Source organism: Vulcaniibacterium gelatinicum (assembly GCF_008033445.1).
In the GTDB taxonomy this organism is placed as follows: Bacteria; Pseudomonadota; Gammaproteobacteria; order Xanthomonadales; family Xanthomonadaceae; genus Vulcaniibacterium_B; species Vulcaniibacterium_B gelatinicum.
Genome location: NZ_VNKO01000001.1, coordinates 167291 through 184825, shown reverse-complemented (window position 1 = coordinate 184825; position 17535 = coordinate 167291). Strand labels below are relative to the sequence as shown.

The window sequence follows — 17535 nt, the reverse complement described above, 5'->3', positions numbered from 1 at the left end:
GCACGCCCGTCAGAACGAGCCGCCGAAGGTGAACTGCAGGCGCTCGATCTCGTCGTCGTCGCCCTTGCGGATCGGGAACGCGTAGCTGATCGAGATCGGGCCGATCGGCGCGCGCCAGAGCAGCGCCACTCCGGTCGAGACACGAAGTTCGCCGGCGTCGAAGGTGTCCAGGTCGGCGAACACGTTGCCGAAATCCACGAACGCCGACACCCGTGCCGCCGGTGAGTTGATCAGCCGCGGGAAGACCAGCTCGATCGACCCCACTGTCTTGAGCGCGCCGCCGATGGGCTGCGGGGCCCCGCGAGCGGGATCGGTCGAGGCCGACGCGCGCGGGCCGAGAGTGTTGTCGCGGAAGCCGCGCACGGAGCGCACGCCGCCGGCGTAGAAGTTCTCGAAGAACGGCAGCCCGTCGGCGGTCGCCGTCCTGACGTAGTCCGGTGACACATTGGGCACGCAGGGGTCGCTCGGCGGCGGGGGCGGAGGCGGGTTGGGGTTCTCCTGGGTGGGCTCGGTCGGGGGTGTGAAGCACAGGTCGCGCGTCACCGGGTCGCCGTAACTGTCACCGTAGCCGACTTCAGCACGGGTCATGACCACGAACCGCGAGGACAGCGGCCAGTACCTGGAGATCTCGTAGTTGAGCTTGTAGTACTCGATCGTGGAGCCGGGCAGGGTCAGCTCCACGCCGATCCGCTGGTAGGTGCCGCGGGTCGGCGCGAAGTAGTCGTTGCGGGAGTCGCGCGCCCAGGCCAGCTCGGTACGCCAGGCGTGGAAGGTCCTGCGGCCCAGCGCATCGATGTAATCCATGATCGGGATCGGGGTGATGCCTGGGGAGGTGAAGATCTCGTTGCTGTCCACGCCGAACAGCATCGAGACGGTGTCGGTCTCGGTGATCGGCAGGCCGAGCAGGACCTGGCCTGCGCCGCTGGTGCTCGAGTAGCGCGCCGTGTTGTAGTCGGTGGTGTCGAACTCGCGCCACCAGAAGTTGTAGCCCAGCGACAGGCCTTCGTCGGTGAAGTAGGGGTTGTAGAACGAGAAGTCGTAGCGCTGCAGGAAGTCGTTGCGCTGCGCCTGCACGCTGATCCGGTTGCCGCTGCCGAGGAAGTTGTTCTGCGACAACTGGATCGAGGTGCTGATGCCCTGCAGCTGGGAAAAGCCGACACCGAACACGAAGCTGCCCGAGGTCGTTTCCTTGACGTCGAAGACCACGTCCACCTGGTCGTCGCGGCCGGGCACCGGCGTGTTCTCCACCTCCACCGTCTCGAAGTAGCCCAGACGCTGCAGGCGCACCTTGGACCGGTCGATCGCGGCCTGTGAATACCAGGCGCCCTCGAACTGGCGCATCTCGCGGCGCAGCACCTCGTCGGCGGTGCGGCTGTTGCCCTTGAACACGATCCGGCGCACGTTCACGCGCGGGCCCGGCACCACGTGCAGGGTGATGCCGACGGTGTCCTTCTCGCGGTTGACCTCGGGGATCGGGTTCACTTCGGCGAACGCATAGCCGATGTTGCCCAGCGTGGCGGTGATCGCGTCGGCGGTGAGTTCGATCAGGCGGCGCGAGAAGGTCTGGCCGGGCTGGACCAGCACCAACCGTTCGATCTCCTCCCGCGGGAGCACGGTGTCACCGGTCACCTTGACATCGGTCACGGTATACACGTCGCCCTCGGTCACCCCGGCGGTGATGAACACGTCGCGCTTGCCCGGGCTCAGGGCGACCTGGGTGGAGTCGATGTTGAAGTCGAGATGCCCGCGGTCGAGGTAGAACGCGTTGAGCTTCTCCAGGTCGCCGGCCAGCTTCTCGCGCGAGTACTGGTCGTCGCGTCGGTACCACGAGAGCCAGTTGGTGGTCCCGGACTCCCAGTTGTCGGTGATTTCCTCGTCGCGGTACTTCTCGTTCCCGATCAGGTTGATGTGGCGGATCTTCGCGGCCTTGCCCTCGTCAATGGCGATGGTCACGTCCACGCGATTGCGATCCAGGCGCGACACGGTCGGCTTGATCTCGACGTTGTACTTGCCGCGGTTGTTGTACTGGCGCGTGAGCTCGTTGGTGACGCGGTCCAGGCTGAGGCGGTCGAAGGTCTCGCCCTCGGCCAGGCCGATGTCCTTCAGCCCCTTGAGCAGCTGGTCGGTCTTGATGTCCTTGTTGCCGGTGAGCGTGAGCTTGTTGATGGCAGGCCGTTCCACCACCGTCACCACCAGGATCCCGTCCTGGCGGTCCAGGCGCACGTCCTCGAAGAAGCCGGTGCGGTACAGGGCGCGGATCGCCTCCGCCGCGCGCGCGGAGTCCACCGTGTCGCCGCGTTCGATCGGCAGGTAGGTGAAGACGGTGCCGGCCGAGATGCGCTGCAGGCCCTCGACGCGGATGTCGGTGACGGTGAAGGGTTCCGGAGTGGCGGCGGTCTGGGCCGATACGGGAACGGCGAGTGCCGAGGCGAGGGCGAGGGCCAGCAGGCGGCGGGTCAAGGGTCGCGTCATCGTCACGTCCGGTAGGGAGGCGGGACCATCGCCGGCGGCGATGGCGGGTGGCCGGGGCGCTCAGCGCACCAGCTGCAGGAGGTCATTGTAGAACGCCAGGCCCATGAGCCCGGCCAGCAGCGCCAGGCCCACGTACTGCCCCGCGGCCATGGCGCGTTCGCTCAAGGGGCTGCCCTTGACCAGCTCGATACCGTAATAGAGCAGGTGCCCGCCGTCCAAGACCGGGATCGGCAGCAGGTTGAGGATGGCCAGACTGAGCGACAGCAGGGCCAGGAAGTTCAGGAACCAGGCCGGGCCGAGCTGGGCCGAGGCGTTGGCGTAGCGGGCGATGGTGATCGGCCCGGAGACGTTCTCGACCGAGGCACGGCCGCTGACCATGCGCCCGATCATCGCCACCAGCTCGCGGGCGAGCTGGCCGGTCTCGCGCACCGCGGCAGGCACCGCGGCGAGCGGGCCGTGGCGCAGGGTGGCGTCGTAGGGTGGCGGTCCCGGCTGCGCCGCGGCGATGCCGAGATACCACTGCGGCTGTCCGGGGCGGGTGTTCTCGCGCCGCGCCGGCACCAATTCCAGCGCCAGGCGCTCGCCGTCGCGTTCGACCTCGACCATGCCCGGGCCGCCGCGTGCGCCGAGCGCCTGCACCAGCGGGCCGATGTCCTCGAAGCTGCGCACCGGCCGGCCGTCCACGGCGGTGATCCGGTCGCCTTCGGCGAGCACGCCCCAGGCCGGGGTGCCTTCGGCGATGTCGCCGATCACCGGCGGCAGCAGGCGGTGGCGCGGCATCAGGCCGATCGCCTCCACCGCGCGCGGTTCCTCGAACCGTGCCGGCAGCCGCGACAGGTCCAGCCGGTGCGTCGCCTCGCCGCCCGATGCGGGGCGCACCGTGACCACGATCGGTTCGCGGTCGAGTGCCGCCGCGGTCAGCGCGCGCGCGGCCTCGCTCCAGGTCGGCGTCTCCAGGTCGCCGACGCGCAGCAGGGTGTCGCCGGGGCGCAGCCCCGCCTGCGCGGCGATGCCGTCCACGCGCCCGGCCACCGGTGCGTAGTCGGGGCGCCCGATCACGAACATCAGCCACAGCAGGGCCACGCACAGGACCAGGTTCGCGACCGGGCCGGCGGCGACGATCGCGATCCGCCGCCACACGCTCTGGCGGTTGAAGGCGCGCGGCGCGTCCTCGGGCGGCACCTCGCCCTCGTGCTCGTCGAGCATCTTCACGTAGCCGCCGAGCGGGAGCGCGGCTACCACCCATTCGGTGCCGTCGCGGCCGATGCGCTTCCACAGCGGCTTGCCGAAGCCGACCGAGAAGCGCAGCACCTTCACCCCGCAGCGGCGCGCCGCCCACCAGTGGCCCAACTCGTGGAAGGTCACCAGCACGCCGAGGCTGACGATCATCCACCACACCGATCCGAGGAAGCTGCTCATGCGGGGGCCGTGATCCGGGACAGGGCGCCTTCGGCATGGCGGCGCGCGGCGGCGTCGGCCTCGCGCAACACGTCCAGCGATTGCGCCGGCGCGGGAGGGAGCGCGGCGAGGGCGTCCTCGACCAGCGCGGGAATCGAGAGGAAAGCGATCCGGCCCTGAAGAAACGCTGAAACCGCCACTTCGTTGGCGGCATTGAGCACCGCCGGCGCGGTGCCGCCGGCCTCGAGCGCGGCGTAGGCCAGGCGCAGGCAGGGGAAGGCCTCGAGGTCGGGCGCCTCGAAGTCCAGGCGGCCGTGCTGCAGCAGCTGCAGCCCCGGCACGCCGGAGGCGATCCGCTCCGGCCAGGCCAGGCCGACCGCGAGCGCGGTGCGCATGTCGGGCAGGCCGAGCTGGGCGAGCGTGCTGCCGTCCACGAACTCGACCAGCGAGTGCACCAGGCTCTGCGGATGCACCAGCACCTCGATGCGCGAGGCGGGCAGGCCGAACAGGTGGTGGGCCTCGATCACCTCCAGGCCCTTGTTCATCAGCGTGGCCGAGTCCACCGAGATCTTCGGGCCCATGGACCACTTCGGGTGCGCGACCGCCTGCGCCGGCGTGACGCCGCGCAGCTCCTCGCGGCAGCGGCCGCGGAACGGGCCGCCCGAGGCGGTGAGCACGATGCGCTGCAGGCCGGCGCGGGCATGCGCGTCGGGCAGGCACTGGAAGATCGCGTTGTGCTCGCTGTCCACCGGGATGATGGTCGCGCCGCCCTCGCGCACGGCCGCCATCAGCAGCTCGCCGGCGAGCACCAGCGACTCCTTGTTGGCCAGCAGCAGGCGCTTGCCGGCACGTGCGGCGGCGAGCGTGGAGGGCAGGCCGGCGGCGCCGACGATCGCGGCGACCACCGTGTCGCAGGCGTCGGAGGCCACCAGCGCCTCGAGCGCGGCCGCGCCGGCGTGCGCCTGCGTGGGCAGGCCGGCCGCGCGCAGGCCCTCGCGCAGCGCCGGCAGGCAGGCCTCGTCGGCGACCGCCGCGTGCGCCGGGCGGTGCGTGCGGCACAGCGCGAGCAGCGCCTCGACGTTGCGCCCCGCCGCGAGCACGCTCGCGCGCAGCCGCTGCGGGTGGCGCGCGATCACGTCGAGCGCGGAACTGCCGATCGAACCGGTGGCGCCGAGGACTGCGACCTGCCGCATGGCTCAGAACCCGGCCATTTCCTTGCCCAGCGCGAACACGGGCAGGGCCGCGAGCACGCTGTCGAGGCGATCGAGGATGCCGCCGTGGCCGGGGATCAGGTCGCCCGAATCCTTCACGCCCACGTGGCGCTTGAGCAGGCTTTCGAACAGGTCGCCGACCACGGAGAAGCCGGTGGCGGCGAGCGCGACCAGCGCCACCGCCGGCAGCTGCGCCAGGCTCGCGCCCGCGAACGGCGCCGCCACCAGCGCCAGCAGCAGCGCGGCGGCCAGGCCGCCGAGCAGGCCTTCCACGGTCTTGTTCGGGCTGATCTGCGGACTGAGCTTGCGCCGGCCCAGCCGGCGCCCGGCGAAGTACGCGCCGCTGTCCGCGGCCCAGATCATCGCCAGCGCCAGCAGCAGCCAGCGGTGGCCGTCGGGTTCGCCGGCATGGATCACCGCCAGCGCGCTCCAGGCGGGGATCACCGCCAGGGTGCCGGCGGCGAGCTTGAACACCCGCGCATGGGTGTCGTGGTCGGAGGCGAAGCGGTGATGCCTGAGCCACAGCAGCGCCAGCAGCCACCACACCACGCCCACCACCACCGAGATCCACAGCAGCACCAGCGAGCCCCCGGTCTGGGTGCGCGAGGCCCACACCAGCGCCACCATCAGCGCCAGGTTGGCCACCAGCAGCACCAGCCGCTGCAGCGTGTCCTCGACCTCGGCCAGACGGAACCACTCCCACAGCGCGGCCAGGAACACCACCGCGGTGATCGCCACCAGCCACGGGGTCGGCAGCAGCAGCACCGCCGCGATCGCGAGCGGGGTCATGATCAGCGCGGCCAGCAGTCGCGTACGGGTCATTCGGTCGTTCCGGAAGGGGCGGCCACCTGCGCCCCGGTCAGGCCGAAGCGGCGTTCGCGGCCGGCGTAATCGTCGAACGCGCGCTGCAGTGTGGCCGCATCCACGTCGGGCCACAACGTGTCGGTGAACCACAGTTCGGTGTAGGCGAGCTGCCAGAGCAGGAAGTTGCTGATCCGCAGCTCGCCGCCGGTGCGGATGAAGAGGTCGGGCGGGGGCAGGTCGGCCAGTGCCATGCGCGCGCCGAGCATGGCCTCGTCGATGGCGGCCGGGTCCAGCCGGCCGGCACGCACGTCCTCGGCCAGGCTGCGCGCGGCGCGGGCGATGTCCCAGCGGCCGCCGTAGCTGGCGGCGATGGTCAGGTGCAGGCGGGTGTTGCCGGCGGTCAGCACCTCGGCCGCGTCCATGCGCGCGCCGATCGCCTCGGAGAAACGCTCGCGCTCGCCGATGAAGCGCACCCGCACGCCGCGCCGGTGCAATTCCTCCACCTCGCGTTCGAGCGCGTTCATGAACAGCTTCATCAGCGCCCCCACTTCCTCGTCGGGGCGGCCCCAGTTCTCGCTCGAAAACGCGAACAGGGTCAGCGCCTCGACGCCCTTGCCGAGGCAGAAGTCGATGCACAGGTTGACCGCGCGCGCGCCGGCGCGGTGGCCGACCGCACGCGGCCGGCGGCGGCGTTCGGCCCAGCGCCCGTTGCCGTCCATGATGACGGCCACGTGCCGTGGCACACGCGCTGGCGCGGGCGGGATGCTCATGCGGCCGTCCGCGTCAGACCGCCATCAACTCCTGTTCCTTGGCCTTCACCACCTCGTCCACGTCCTTGATCGCCTTGTCGGTCAGCTTCTGGATCTCCTCCTCGCTGCGCCGCACTTCGTCCTCGGTGACCTTCCTGTCCTTGAGCAGTTCCTTGACGTGGTGGTTGGCGTCGCGCCGGATGTTGCGGATCGCGATCTTGGCGTTCTCGCCCTCGTGGTGCACGTGCTTGGTGAGCTCGCGCCGGCGTTCCTCGGTCAGCGGCGGCAGGTTGATGCGGATCGTGGTGCCGGCGGTGTTGGGGGTCAGCCCGAGGTCGGAGGCGAGGATCGCCTTCTCCACCGCCGCCACCATGTTCTTCTCCCACGGCGTGATGGTCAGCGTGCGGGCGTCGGTCACGGTCACGCTGGCCACCTGGTTCAGCGGCATCTCCGACCCGTAGTAGTTGACCTTCAGGTGTTCCACCAGCGCGGTGGAGGCGCGCCCGGTGCGCAGCTTGGCCAGTTCCTGGCGCAGCGCTTCCACGCTCTTGTGCATGCGCGCGGTGGCGTCCTTCTTGATGTCGTTGAGCATCGCGGGCTCCGAGGGTGCTTGCGTAACCGGGGAATTATAGGGGGCAAACGCCGGCGGCCGGGCCGCGGCGCCGGCCGCCGCCGTCACCGCGAATAGTGCGGGGCGCGATCGTCGCGGTCGTGCCCGCACAGCCCGCCGTGCTCGATCTGCAGGGTGGGGTGGTTGATGCCGAAGCGCTCGTCGAGGCCGCGGATCAGCGCATCGAGGAAACGGTCGTGGTCGTCGAGCGCGGGCCGGACCAGGTGCGCGGTCATCGCGATCTCGCCGGCGCCGAGCGACCAGATGTGCAGATGGTGCACCGCGGCAACGCCGGGCTGGGCGGCCAGGAATTCGCGCACCTCGGCCTGGCGGATGCCGGCGGGCACCGCGTCCATGGCGGCGGCGAAGGCATCGCGCAGCAGCGCGAAGGCGCCGCCGGCCACCACCACGCCCACCAGCAGGGCGGTGACCGGATCGAGCCAGCGCCAGCCCAGGGTCAGCATGCCCAGGCCGGCCAGCACCGCGGCGAGCGAGACCGCGGCGTCGGCCACCAGGTGCAGGAACGCGCCGCGGCGGTTGAGGTCGTGGGCGTGGCCCTCGCGCATGATCCAGGCCGCGCCGAGGTTGACCGCGATGCCGATCGCCGCGACCACGATCACCGGCATGGCCGGGATCGCCGGCGGGGCGGTCAGGCGCCGCAGCGCCTCCCAGCCCAGCGCGCCGGCGAAGCCGACCAGCAGCAAGGCGTTGGCCAGCGGCGAGAGCAGGGTGGCGCGGCGCCAGCCGTAGGTGTGGCGCTCGGTCGGCGGGCGCCGGGCCAGCGCCGCCGCCGCCCAGGCCAGGCCCAGGCCGAGCACGTCGCCGAGGTTGTGCAGGGCGTCGGAGAGCAGCGCCAGCGAGTTGGTGGCGAAGCCGTAGCCGGCCTCGAGCGCGGTATAGGCGAGGTTGAGCAGGGTGACCGTGGCGAAGGCCCGGGTCCCGGAGGCGTGCGGATGGTCGTGGCCGTGGTGGGCGTGCATCCGTCGGTTCCGGTCAGCAGCGTCCCTGCACCAGGGTGCCCACGTCCTCGCCCTGCAGGATCCGCATCAGGTTGCCCGGCTGCATCATGTCGAAGATGCGCAGCGGCAGGTTGCTGTCGCGGCACAGCGCGAACGCGGCGGTGTCCATCACCTGCAGGTCGCGGGCGATGACCTCGTCGTAGGTCAGGCAGTCGAAGCGCCGGGCGTCGGCGTGCTTCTTCGGGTCCTTGTCGTAGACGCCGTCCACCTTGGTCGCCTTGAGCAGCAGGTCGGCGCCGATCTCGATCGCGCGCAGGGCGGCGCCGGAGTCGGTGGTGAAGAAGGGGTTGCCGGTGCCGGCGGCGAAGATCACCAGGCGCCCCTTCTCCAGGTGCCGGATCGCGCGGCGGCGGATGTAGTCCTCGCACACGTCGTTGATCTTGAGCGCGCTCATCACCCGCGCCTTGCCGCCGCGCTTCTCCAGCGCGTCCTGCATCGCCAGGGCGTTCATGACCGTGGCCAGCATGCCCATCTGGTCGCCGGTGACCCGGTCCATGCCGGCGGCGGCCAGGCCGGCGCCGCGGAAGATGTTGCCGCCGCCGATCACCAGCGCGATCTCGGCGCCGGCCTGCTGCGCCTCGATCACTTCCTGGGCGAGGCGGCCGATGACCTTGGGGTCGATGCCGTAGTCCTCGTTCCCCATCAGCGCCTCGCCGGACAGTTTGAGCAGGACGCGGCGATAGGCGAGTGGGGTCATGACCGGGCTCCGTGGGCGCAAACGGCGGAATTCTAGCGGATGGCGCCGTGGCCGGCCCGCGCGGGCGCCGGGGCGAGGGTGCGGCCATCCCGGGCTCTCCCCGGCCCGGGCCGACGAACGGCGCGGCCACCTGCCTCGGGTGTGAACGCGTTCGCGGACATGGGGCGTGTCCCGGCGTGAGATGAGCGCGTCCGGGAGGGGTGTCATGAAGTCCGCGAAATCCCGCCGCCAGCAGTACATCGAGACGGCCATGCGCGGCATGCTCGGCCTGGCGCTCGCGCTGGGGGTGCTGTGGGCCGTCGCCGGCCACGACGCGCAACCGCCCCCGCCGGCGGTGGTCGCGCTGCAGGGTTGAGTCGTCTGCGTCAAAAAAAACCCGCCGTCGCCGGCGGGTTTCTTCGTGCGGAAGCGGGCCGCGGGGGTCAGGCCAGGCCGGCCTGCTTCATCACCTCGGCGGCGAAGTCGTCTTCCTTCTTCTCGATGCCCTCGCCGACCGCCAGGCGGCGCACCGCCAGCACCTCGGCGCCGGCGGCCTTGAGCACCGCCTCCACGCTCTGGTTGGTGTCGAGCACGTACGGCTGGCCGTACAGCGTGTTCTCGCTGACGATCTTGTTGAGCTTGCCGCTGATGATCTTCTCCAGGATCTCGGCCGGCTTGGCCTTGTCCTTCTCCGACATCTTGGCCAGCTCGATCTCCTTCTCCTTGGCCAGGAACTCGGCCGGCACGTCGGAGGCCTTGACGTAGGGCGGGTTCATCGCCGCCACGTGCATGGCGATGCCCTTGGCCAGCTCCGCGTCGCCGCCCTTGAGCTCGACCAGCACGCCGATGCGGCCGCCGTGCACGTACGCGGCCACGTGATGGGCGCTGTCCACGCGCGCCATGCGGCGCACCTGCACGTTCTCGCCGACCTTGGCCACGACCGCGGCGCGGGCCTCCTCGACGGTCTCGCCGGAGGCCAGCTTCACGTTCTTCAGCGCCTCGACGTCGGCCGCGCCCGAGGCCAGCGCAGCCTTGGCCACGGTCTCGGCGAAGGCCAGGAAGTTCCCGTCCTTGGCCACGAAGTCGGTCTCGGAGTTGATCTCCACCAGCACCGCCTTGCCGCCCTCGGCGGCCACGGCGATGCGGCCATCGGCGGCGATGCGGCTGGCCTTCTTGTCGGCCTTGGCCAGGCCCTGCTTGCGCAGCCACTCGGCCGCGGCGTCGATGTCGCCGCCGTTCTCGGTGAGCGCCTTCTTGCACTCCATCATGCCGGCGCCGGTGCGCTCGCGCAGTTCCTTGACCAGGGAAGCGGTGATTTCTGCCATGGGGGTCGTCTCGATTCGGGAAAGAGGGACGGACACGGCGCGGGCGCCGTGTCCCGGAGACTCAAGGGCCGCGAACGGGCGGCCGCGCATGCCGGCGCGGCCGCGTCGCGGCGTTCGCTCACTCGGCGGCGTCGGCCTCGGCGGACGGCTTCTTCGCCCCCGGCTTGCGGGCCGGCGCGCGGCGCGGGGCCTTCTTCTCGCCTTCGCCCTCGGCCTCGGCGAACTCCTCCTCGCGCACGCTGGCGGCCGACGGCGCGGCGGCCTTGCCCTCGAGCACGGCGTCGGCCGCGGCGCGGGTGTAGAGCTGCACGGCGCGGATGGCGTCGTCGTTGCCCGGGATCGGGTAGTCCACCAGCGACGGGTCGTAGTTGGTGTCCACCACCGCCACCACCGGGATGCCGAGCTTCTTGGCCTCCTGCACGGCGATGTTCTCGTGGCCGATGTCGATCACGAACAGCGCGTCGGGCAGGCGGTTCATCTCCTTGATGCCGCCCAGCGAGGCCTCGAGCTTCTCGCGCTCGCGGCGCAGGCGGATGACTTCGTGCTTGACCAGCTTGTCGAAGGTGCCGTCGGTCTCGGCCGCCTCGAGCTCCTTCAGGCGCGCCACCGACTGCTTGAGGGTGCGGAAGTTGGTCAGCGTGCCGCCCAGCCAGCGCTGGGTCATGTACGGCATGCCGCAGCGGATCGCCTCTTCCTTGACCGCATCGCGCGCCGAGCGCTTGGTGCCGACGAACAGGACGATGCCGCGCTTCTGGGCCACGCCCGAGATGAAGTTCATCGCGTCGTTGAACAGCGGAACCGTCTTCTCGAGGTTGATGATGTGGATCTTGCCGCGGGCGCCGAAGATGTACGGACCCATCTTCGGGTTCCAGTAGCGGGTCTGGTGGCCGAAGTGCACGCCGGCCTCCAGCATCTGGCGCATGGTGATCTGGGGCATTGCAGAAGACTCCTGACGGGGGAACCGCGGCCGCCGGCAGGAAGGGAAGGCGGCTGCCCGAGGGCAGGGTTCCGGGGTTGGGCCTCCCCGCGGCCTCCGTCTCCAGATCCAGAGGTCCTGGCGGACGCTCGGGACACCCCGGGACGGGTGTTTGCCGCGGGTGTGGATTCGACGGTGACGCCCGTCGTGGGCGGCTGCCGGCCAGGGCCGGGCAAAGCTGCGGAATCGTAGCAGGGCGGCCGGCCCCGGGGCAACCGCGGCGGCGGCGGCGCGGGCCGGTCCAGGCCCCGGGGCGGCCGGGCAGGCCGCATGGGCGATAATTCCCCGATGGCCATCACCCTCAAGACCCCCGAAGAGATCGAGAAGATGCGCATCGCCGGCCGCCTGGCGGCCGAGGTGCTGCAGGTCGTCGCGCCGTACGTGAAGCCGGGGGTCACCACCGCCGAGCTGGACCGGATCTGCCACGACCACATCGTCAACGTGCAGCAGGCGATCCCGGCCAACGTCGGCTACAAGGGCTTCCCGGCCACCATCTGCACCTCGGTCAACAACGTGATCTGCCACGGCATCCCGAGCGAGGCCAAGGTGCTCAAGGACGGCGACATCATCAACATCGACGTCACCGTCATCAAGGACGGCTGGCACGGCGACACCAGCCGCATGTACTACGTCGGCACGCCGTCGGTGATGGCGCGGCGGCTGGTGGAGGTCACCCGCGAGGCGATGTTCCGCGGCATTCGCGCGGTGCGGCCGGGCGCCACGCTCGGCGACATCGGCCATGCGATCCAGAGCTACGCCGAGAGCCACCGCTTCAGCGTGGTGCGCGAGTACTGCGGCCACGGCATCGGCCGCGTGTACCACGAGGAGCCGCAGGTGCTGCACTACGGCCGTCCGGGCGAGGGGCTGGTGCTGCAGCCGGGCATGACCTTCACCATCGAGCCGATGATCAACGAGGGCTCGCGCCACACCCGCCTGCTGCCCGACGGCTGGACCGTGGTGACCAAGGACCGCAAGCTCTCGGCGCAGTGGGAGCACACCGTGGCGGTGACCGAGGACGGCGTGGAGATCCTCACCCGCCTGCCGGGCGACGACAACGACCCATGAGCGAGCCGGCCGCCGCGAACGCAGCGACGGCGGCCTCCGGCGACGCCGCCTGGGCCGCCGCGGCCCGCGCCGCGCTGGCGCAGGCCGACGCCGGACTGGCCGAACGCTTCGACCGCGGCGAGGACGTGGACGCGCTGCTGCGCGCGCGCGCGGTGGCGGTGGATGCGCAGGTGCGCGCGGCGTGGGCGCGCTGCGTGCCGGCGGACGCGCCGCTGGCGCTGTTCGCGGTCGGCGGCTACGGCCGCGGCGAGCTGTTCCCGCAGTCCGACGTGGACCTGCTGGTGCTGGCCGAATCCGACGCCCAGGCCGCGTACCGCGAGGCGCTGTCGCGCCTGTTCGCCCTGCTGTGGGACGCGGGCCTGCCGGTGGGGCATGCGGTGCGCTCGGCCGCCGAGTGCACCGACGCCGCGCGCGCCGACATCACCGCGCTGACCGCGATGCTGGAGGCGCGGCCGCTGGCGGCGCGCGACGGCGACGCCGCGCGGCTGGCGCGGGCGATCGCGCCCGAGCGGGTGTGGCCGCCGCGCGAGTACTACCTGGCCAAGCGCGAGGAACAACGCGCGCGCCACGCCCGCTTCGGCGACACCGCCGACAACCTCGAACCCAACCTCAAGGAAGGCCCGGGCGGGCTGCGCGACGTGCAGACCCTGCGCTGGATGGCGCTGCGCGTGCTCGGCGCGCGCGACTTCGAGCAGCTGATCGCGCTCGGCCAGCTCGGCGGCGACGAACACGCCACGCTCGAACGCGAACGGCGGGCGCTGGCGCGGCTGCGCTTCGGCCTGCACCTGGTCGCGGGCAAGCGCGAGGAGCGGCTGCGCTTCGACCACCAGAAGACCCTGGCGGCGCGGCTGGGACACGCCGGTGACGCCGGCAACCTCGCGGTCGAGCAGATGATGCAGGGCTTCTACCGCAGCGCCGCGCTGGTGCTGCGGATCAACGAGCGCCTGTTGCAGCGGTTCGAGGAACAGCTCGAGGGCGAGGCGGCGCCGGAACCGCTCGACGACGAGTTCGCGCTGCGCCGCGGCTACCTGGCGGCGCGCGCGCCCGGCTGGCCGGAGGGCGATCCGGCGCGGGTGTTCGCCCTGTTCGCGGCCTGGGCCGCGCATCCGCGCATCCGTGGCCTGCACTCGCAGACTGCGCGCGCGCTGGCCGAGGCCTTGCCGGCGATCCCGGCCTATCCCGACGCCCCCCCTGGGCTGCGTGCGCGGTTCATGGCCCTGCTGCGCGGCCCGCAGCCGGTGGAGACGCTGGCGCGCATGGCGCGGCTGGGCGTGCTCGGGCGCTGGCTGCCGGCGTTCGCCGGGGTGTCCGGGCGGATGCAGTTCGACCTGTTCCACGTCTATACCGTGGACCAGCACACGATCGCGGTGCTCAAGAACATCGCCGGCTTCGCCCACGGGCCCGACGAGCGTTTCGCGATCGCACACGAGGTCTGGCCGCGGCTGCGCAAGCCGGAACTGCTGCTGCTGGCCGGCCTGTTCCACGACATCGCCAAGGGCCGCGGCGGCGACCATTCCGAACTCGGCGCGGTGGACGCGCGCGAGTTCTGCCTCGCCCACGGCCTGTCCGAGGCCGACACCGAACTGGTGGCGTGGCTGGTGCGCAAGCACTTGCTGATGTCGGTGACCGCGCAGAAGCAGGACATCAGCGACCCGGCGGTGATCCACCGCTTCGCGCTCGAGGTCGCCGACCGCGAGCGGCTCGACCTGCTGTACCTGCTGACCTGCGCCGACATCGCTGGCACCTCGCCCAAGCTGTGGAACGCGTGGAAGGACCGGCTGCTCGCCGACCTGCACACCGCCACCCGGCTGGCGCTGCGGCGCGGGCTCGAACACCCGGTCGCGGCCGAGGAGCGCATCGCCGAGACCCGCTTCGCCGCGCGCGCGATCCTGCTCGGCTACGGCGTGGACGCGGCCGAGGCCGAGGCGCTGTTCGCGCGCATGCCGGAGGAGAGCTTCCTGCGCGGCCGGCCGGACCAGGTGGCCTGGCAGGCGGCGGTGCTGCGCGGCCCGGACACCCACGGGGTGCGGGTCAGCGCGCGCACGCTCGGCGCGCAGGCCGGGGCGCTGGAGGTGTTCGTGCATTCGCCCGACCGCGACGGCCTGTTCGCGGCGATCGTGGCCACGCTCGACCGCGCCGGGCTGGCGATCCAGCAGGCGCGGCTGCTCGACGGCCCGGACGGGATGGTGTTCGACACCTTCGAGGTGGTGCCCGCCGACGGGCAGCGCCCGATCACGGCACACGAGATCGAGCGCCGCCTGCACGCCACGCTCGCGCTGCCCGATCTCGATGCGGTCAAGCCCGCGCGCCGCACCCAGCCGCGGCACCTGCGCCATTTCCGGATCCGGCCGCAGGTGGAGTTCGCGCCGACGCCGGACGGGCGGCGCACGCTGCTGAGCCTGGTGTGCACCGACCGCCCGGGGCTGCTGGCCGACGTGACCCGGATCCTGCGCAGCCAGCGCCTGCGCGTGCACGATGCACGCATCGCCACCTTCGGCGAGCGCGCCGAGGACGTGTTCCAGATCACCGACGAGCGCGACCGTGCGCTCGACGAACCGCAACAGCAGGCGCTGCGCACGGCGCTGCTGACCCAACTCGACGGAGAGACGCGATGAGCGCGCGCAAGACCACTGCGAAGAAGAAGACGACGACCTCCACGCCCGACGCGCCGCGCGGGCCGACCGTGGACGAGCTGAAGTTCCACATCGAGAGCGCCTGGGAGCGGCGCACCATGCTCACGCCGGAGGAGATCGAGTGGGCCACGCGGCCTTCGGTCGAGCGGGTGATCGAGGGGCTGGAGAGCGGCGAGTTTCGGGTCGCCGAGCCGGACGGGCAGGGCGGCTGGAAGGTCAACGAATGGCTGAAGAAGGCGGTGCTGCTGTACTTCCGCACCCAGGAGATGCAGGTGATCGAGGCCGAGCCGGCGCCGTTCTGGGACAAGGTCCCGGCACGCTTCGCGGGGTTCGACGAGAGCAGGTTCCGCAGGCTGGGGGCGCGGGTGGTGCCGGGCGCGATCGCGCGCCGCGGCTGCCACATCGGCAAGGACGTGGTGCTGATGCCGAGCTTCGTCAACATCGGGGCCTACGTGGGGGCCGGGACGATGGTGGACACGTGGGCGACGGTGGGTTCGTGCGCGCAGATCGGCAAGCATTGCCATCTGTCGGGCGGGGCGGGCATCGGCGGGGTGCTGGAGCCGTTGCAGGCCGCGCCGACGATCATCGAGGACCACTGTTTCATCGGGGCGCGGTCGGAGATCGTGGAAGGGGTGGTGGTGGGGCACCACAGCGTGATCGGGATGGGGGTGTTCATCGGCCAGAGCACGCGGATCTACAACCGGATGACGGGAGAGGTCACGTACGGTTACGTGCCGCCGTACAGCGTGGTGGTGTCGGGGCAATTGCCGGCGAAGGACGGCTCGCACTCGCTGTACTGTGCGGTGATCGTCAAGCAGGTGGATGCGAAGACGCGGGCCAAGACTTCGGTCAACGAGCTGCTGCGCGGCCTGGCGGAGTGAGCGCGGGCGGTCAGGCGCGACGGCAGCCTGCCGCACGACGCTTCTCCTCATGTCTCATCCGTGTCCATCCGTGTCCATCCGTGGCTGAAGAAAACCAATGACGACCCTGTACGGACTGACCAACTGCGACACCTGCCGCAAGGCCCGCAACTGGCTCGCACGTTTCGGCATCGCGCATGAGTTCGTGGACTACCGCGAGCAGCGGGTGGCGCCGGAGACGCTGGCGGCGTGGAAGGAGAAGCTCGGCGGGTGGGAGGCGATGGTCAACAAGGCCTCGACCACCTGGCGCAATCTGCCGCCGGCCCGCAAGGCGCCGGGCTCGGATGCGGAGTGGAAGCTGCTGCTCAAGGAGTATCCGCAGCTGATCCGGCGGCCGGTGGTGGTGACGGAGGATGGCGTGGTGACCCAGGGGTTTTCCGACAACGGGTTCAAGAAGCGCTTTGGCGCGGGGGCGGGCGATGTCCGAGGTGCTTGACCTGGCCTGCGCGCTGATCGCGCGCCCTTCGGTCACGCCGGACGACGCCGGTTGCCAGGCGCTGATCGCCGGGCGGCTGCAGCGCGCGGGGTTCGCCTGCGAGCACCTGCGCTTCGGCGCGGTGGACAACCTCTGGGCCGCGCATGGCGCGGGCGGGCCGGTGCTGGTGCTGCTGGGGCATACCGACGTGGTGCCGCCGGGGCCGCGCGAGGCGTGGAGCAGCGATCCGTTCGTGCCGGAGATCCGCGACGGGAAGCTGTACGGACGCGGCGCGGCGGACATGAAGGGCAGCGTGGCGGCGTTCGTGCTCGCGCTGGAGCGGTTCGTCGCGGCGCACCCGCGGCATCCGGGCACGGTCGCGCTGCTGCTGACCTCGGACGAGGAAGGCGATGCGGTGGACGGGGTGCGGCGCGTGGCGGAAGCGTTCCGCGAGCGCGGGCAGCGGGTGGACTGGTGCATCACCGGCGAACCTTCGTCGGTGGCGCGGCTGGGCGATCTGCTGCGCGTGGGCCGGCGCGGCACGCTGTCGGCGACGCTGACGGTGCGCGGCGTGCAGGGCCACGTGGCCTATCCGGACAAGGCCCGCAACCCGATCCACCAGGCGCTGCCGGCGCTGGCGGAGCTGGCCGCGCGGCAGTGGGATGCGGGGTATGCCTCGTTCCCGCCGACCAGCTTCCAGATCAGCAACGTCCACGCCGGCACCGGCGCCAACAACGTGATCCCGGGCGAACTGCAGGTGCTGTTCAACCTGCGCTACAACCCGCACTGGAACGCCGAGCGGCTGGAGCGCGAGTGCGAGGCGGTGCTGCGCGCGCACGGCCTGGATTACGCGGTGCAGTGGCACCGTGGCGGCGAGCCGTTCTTCACTCCGGAAGGACCGCTGCGCGCGGCCGCACGCGAGGTGCTGGCGGCGTTCTCCGGCGCGCTGCCGGAGGAGAGCACCGGCGGCGGCACCTCGGACGCGCGCTTCATCGCCCCGCTCGGCGCGCACTGCGTCGAGATCGGCCCGGTCAACGCCAGCATCCACAAGGTGGACGAGCACGTGGCGGTGGCCGACCTGGAGCGGCTGCCGGCGCTGTACCTGGCCCTGATCGAGCGGCTGCTGGGCTGAGGGGGGGCTTGCCGGACCGCCTGCCCCTGCCGCAGACTCGGCCCATGACCCGCCCACGCGCCACGACCCGCCTGCCTGCCGCCTTCCGCGGCGCGGCCGTCGTGCGCAACGACAATCGCAACAACGCCAG

At 71.5% G+C, this 17535-nt stretch carries 15 protein-coding genes and 1 pseudogene; 6 read left to right on the top strand and 10 right to left on the bottom strand.

The genetic code is table 11. The features are described from left to right. Window positions 1-9: 9 nt before the first annotated feature. From bamA to pyrH, 8 genes are all read right to left on the bottom strand, one after another. On the bottom strand, window positions 10-2472 hold the full coding sequence (gene bamA, locus FPV26_RS00875) for an outer membrane protein assembly factor BamA (RefSeq protein WP_147651547.1): 2463 nt from the start codon (window positions 2470-2472) through the stop codon (window positions 10-12). Window positions 2473-2532: 60 nt separating this feature from the next. Continuing rightward, the gene (gene rseP, locus FPV26_RS00870) at window positions 2533-3891 is read right to left on the bottom strand and encodes an RIP metalloprotease RseP (RefSeq protein ID WP_147651545.1); all 1359 of its coding nucleotides are present in this window, start codon (window positions 3889-3891) and stop codon (window positions 2533-2535) included. Then, window positions 3888-5063, bottom strand: a complete 1176-nt coding sequence (locus FPV26_RS00865; RefSeq protein WP_147651543.1) for a 1-deoxy-D-xylulose-5-phosphate reductoisomerase — start codon at window positions 5061-5063, stop codon at window positions 3888-3890. Before FPV26_RS00865 ends, rseP begins: the two co-directional genes overlap by 4 nt. A gap of 3 nt (window positions 5064-5066) precedes the next feature. Beyond that, the gene (locus FPV26_RS00860) at window positions 5067-5903 is read right to left on the bottom strand and encodes a phosphatidate cytidylyltransferase (protein WP_147651541.1); all 837 of its coding nucleotides are present in this window, start codon (window positions 5901-5903) and stop codon (window positions 5067-5069) included. Then, on the bottom strand, window positions 5900-6649 hold the full coding sequence (gene uppS / locus FPV26_RS00855; RefSeq protein ID WP_147651762.1) for a polyprenyl diphosphate synthase: 750 nt from the start codon (window positions 6647-6649) through the stop codon (window positions 5900-5902). Before uppS ends, FPV26_RS00860 begins: the two co-directional genes overlap by 4 nt. Window positions 6650-6668: 19 nt before the next feature. Then, window positions 6669-7226 carry a ribosome recycling factor gene (gene frr / locus FPV26_RS00850; RefSeq protein WP_147651539.1) on the bottom strand — a complete coding sequence of 186 codons (558 nt, stop codon included), beginning with the start codon at window positions 7224-7226 and terminating at the stop codon, window positions 6669-6671. Window positions 7227-7309: 83 nt separating this feature from the next. Beyond that, window positions 7310-8224: a cation diffusion facilitator family transporter gene (locus tag FPV26_RS00845; protein ID WP_147651537.1), complete on the bottom strand. Its 915-nt coding sequence runs from the start codon at window positions 8222-8224 to the stop codon at window positions 7310-7312. 13 nt (window positions 8225-8237) lie between these two features. Further along, the gene (gene pyrH / locus FPV26_RS00840; protein WP_147651535.1) at window positions 8238-8960 is read right to left on the bottom strand and encodes a UMP kinase; all 723 of its coding nucleotides are present in this window, start codon (window positions 8958-8960) and stop codon (window positions 8238-8240) included. Window positions 8961-9165: 205 nt separating this feature from the next. Here pyrH and FPV26_RS12590 point away from each other — a divergent pair, with 205 nt between their 5' ends. Continuing rightward, window positions 9166-9315, top strand: coding sequence for a hypothetical protein (locus FPV26_RS12590; protein WP_181952523.1), 150 nt, complete (start codon window positions 9166-9168; stop codon window positions 9313-9315). A gap of 67 nt (window positions 9316-9382) precedes the next feature. On the opposite strand, the gene tsf is transcribed toward FPV26_RS12590, so the two are convergent. Together tsf and rpsB are read right to left on the bottom strand one after the other, a co-directional pair. Next, window positions 9383-10264 carry a translation elongation factor Ts gene (gene tsf, locus FPV26_RS00835; RefSeq protein ID WP_147651533.1) on the bottom strand — a complete coding sequence of 294 codons (882 nt, stop codon included), beginning with the start codon at window positions 10262-10264 and terminating at the stop codon, window positions 9383-9385. A gap of 118 nt (window positions 10265-10382) precedes the next feature. Next, window positions 10383-11201 (bottom strand): 30S ribosomal protein S2, encoded by an 819-nt coding sequence (gene rpsB / locus FPV26_RS00830; protein ID WP_147651531.1) that lies wholly within the window; start codon window positions 11199-11201, stop codon window positions 10383-10385. A 327-nt stretch (window positions 11202-11528) separates the two neighbouring features. Here rpsB and map point away from each other — a divergent pair, with 327 nt between their 5' ends. The 5 genes and pseudogenes from map to dapE all read left to right on the top strand — a co-directional run bounded on the left by map (window position 11529) and on the right by dapE (window position 17405). Continuing rightward, the gene (map, locus tag FPV26_RS00825; protein WP_147651529.1) at window positions 11529-12305 is read left to right on the top strand and encodes a type I methionyl aminopeptidase; all 777 of its coding nucleotides are present in this window, start codon (window positions 11529-11531) and stop codon (window positions 12303-12305) included. Then, a complete protein-coding gene (gene glnD, locus FPV26_RS00820) occupies window positions 12302-14920 on the top strand; it encodes a [protein-PII] uridylyltransferase (protein WP_147651526.1) in 2619 nt (872 codons plus the stop codon). The genes map and glnD overlap by 4 nt, the downstream gene beginning before the upstream one ends. Next, window positions 14839-15819 (top strand): annotated as a pseudogene (dapD, locus tag FPV26_RS00815) (2,3,4,5-tetrahydropyridine-2,6-dicarboxylate N-succinyltransferase); the annotation flags it as partial. The gene glnD and the pseudogene dapD, both read left to right, overlap by 82 nt. A gap of 97 nt (window positions 15820-15916) precedes the next feature. After that, a complete protein-coding gene (locus FPV26_RS00810; RefSeq protein WP_147651522.1) occupies window positions 15917-16294 on the top strand; it encodes an arsenate reductase in 378 nt (125 codons plus the stop codon). Further along, the gene (gene dapE / locus FPV26_RS00805; protein WP_147651520.1) at window positions 16278-17405 is read left to right on the top strand and encodes a succinyl-diaminopimelate desuccinylase; all 1128 of its coding nucleotides are present in this window, start codon (window positions 16278-16280) and stop codon (window positions 17403-17405) included. The genes FPV26_RS00810 and dapE overlap by 17 nt, the downstream gene beginning before the upstream one ends. Window positions 17406-17535 lie beyond the last annotated feature (130 nt).

Excerpts from the sequence above, each read along its gene's own strand:
- bamA (WP_147651547.1), bottom strand. The coding sequence starts at position 2,472 with ATGACGCGACCCTTGACCCGCCGCCTGCTGGCCCTCGCCCTCGCCTCG.
- rseP (WP_147651545.1), bottom strand. The coding sequence starts at position 3,891 with ATGAGCAGCTTCCTCGGATCGGTGTGGTGGATGATCGTCAGCCTCGGC.
- FPV26_RS00865 (WP_147651543.1), bottom strand. The coding sequence starts at position 5,063 with ATGCGGCAGGTCGCAGTCCTCGGCGCCACCGGTTCGATCGGCAGTTCC.
- FPV26_RS00860 (WP_147651541.1), bottom strand. The coding sequence starts at position 5,903 with ATGACCCGTACGCGACTGCTGGCCGCGCTGATCATGACCCCGCTCGCG.
- frr (WP_147651539.1), bottom strand. The coding sequence starts at position 7,226 with ATGCTCAACGACATCAAGAAGGACGCCACCGCGCGCATGCACAAGAGC.
- FPV26_RS00845 (WP_147651537.1), bottom strand. The coding sequence starts at position 8,224 with ATGCACGCCCACCACGGCCACGACCATCCGCACGCCTCCGGGACCCGG.
- pyrH (WP_147651535.1), bottom strand. The coding sequence starts at position 8,960 with ATGACCCCACTCGCCTATCGCCGCGTCCTGCTCAAACTGTCCGGCGAG.
- FPV26_RS12590 (WP_181952523.1), top strand. The coding sequence starts at position 9,166 with ATGAAGTCCGCGAAATCCCGCCGCCAGCAGTACATCGAGACGGCCATG.
- tsf (WP_147651533.1), bottom strand. The coding sequence starts at position 10,264 with ATGGCAGAAATCACCGCTTCCCTGGTCAAGGAACTGCGCGAGCGCACC.
- rpsB (WP_147651531.1), bottom strand. The coding sequence starts at position 11,201 with ATGCCCCAGATCACCATGCGCCAGATGCTGGAGGCCGGCGTGCACTTC.
- map (WP_147651529.1), top strand. The coding sequence starts at position 11,529 with ATGGCCATCACCCTCAAGACCCCCGAAGAGATCGAGAAGATGCGCATC.
- glnD (WP_147651526.1), top strand. The coding sequence starts at position 12,302 with ATGAGCGAGCCGGCCGCCGCGAACGCAGCGACGGCGGCCTCCGGCGAC.
- FPV26_RS00810 (WP_147651522.1), top strand. The coding sequence starts at position 15,917 with ATGACGACCCTGTACGGACTGACCAACTGCGACACCTGCCGCAAGGCC.
- dapE (WP_147651520.1), top strand. The coding sequence starts at position 16,278 with ATGTCCGAGGTGCTTGACCTGGCCTGCGCGCTGATCGCGCGCCCTTCG.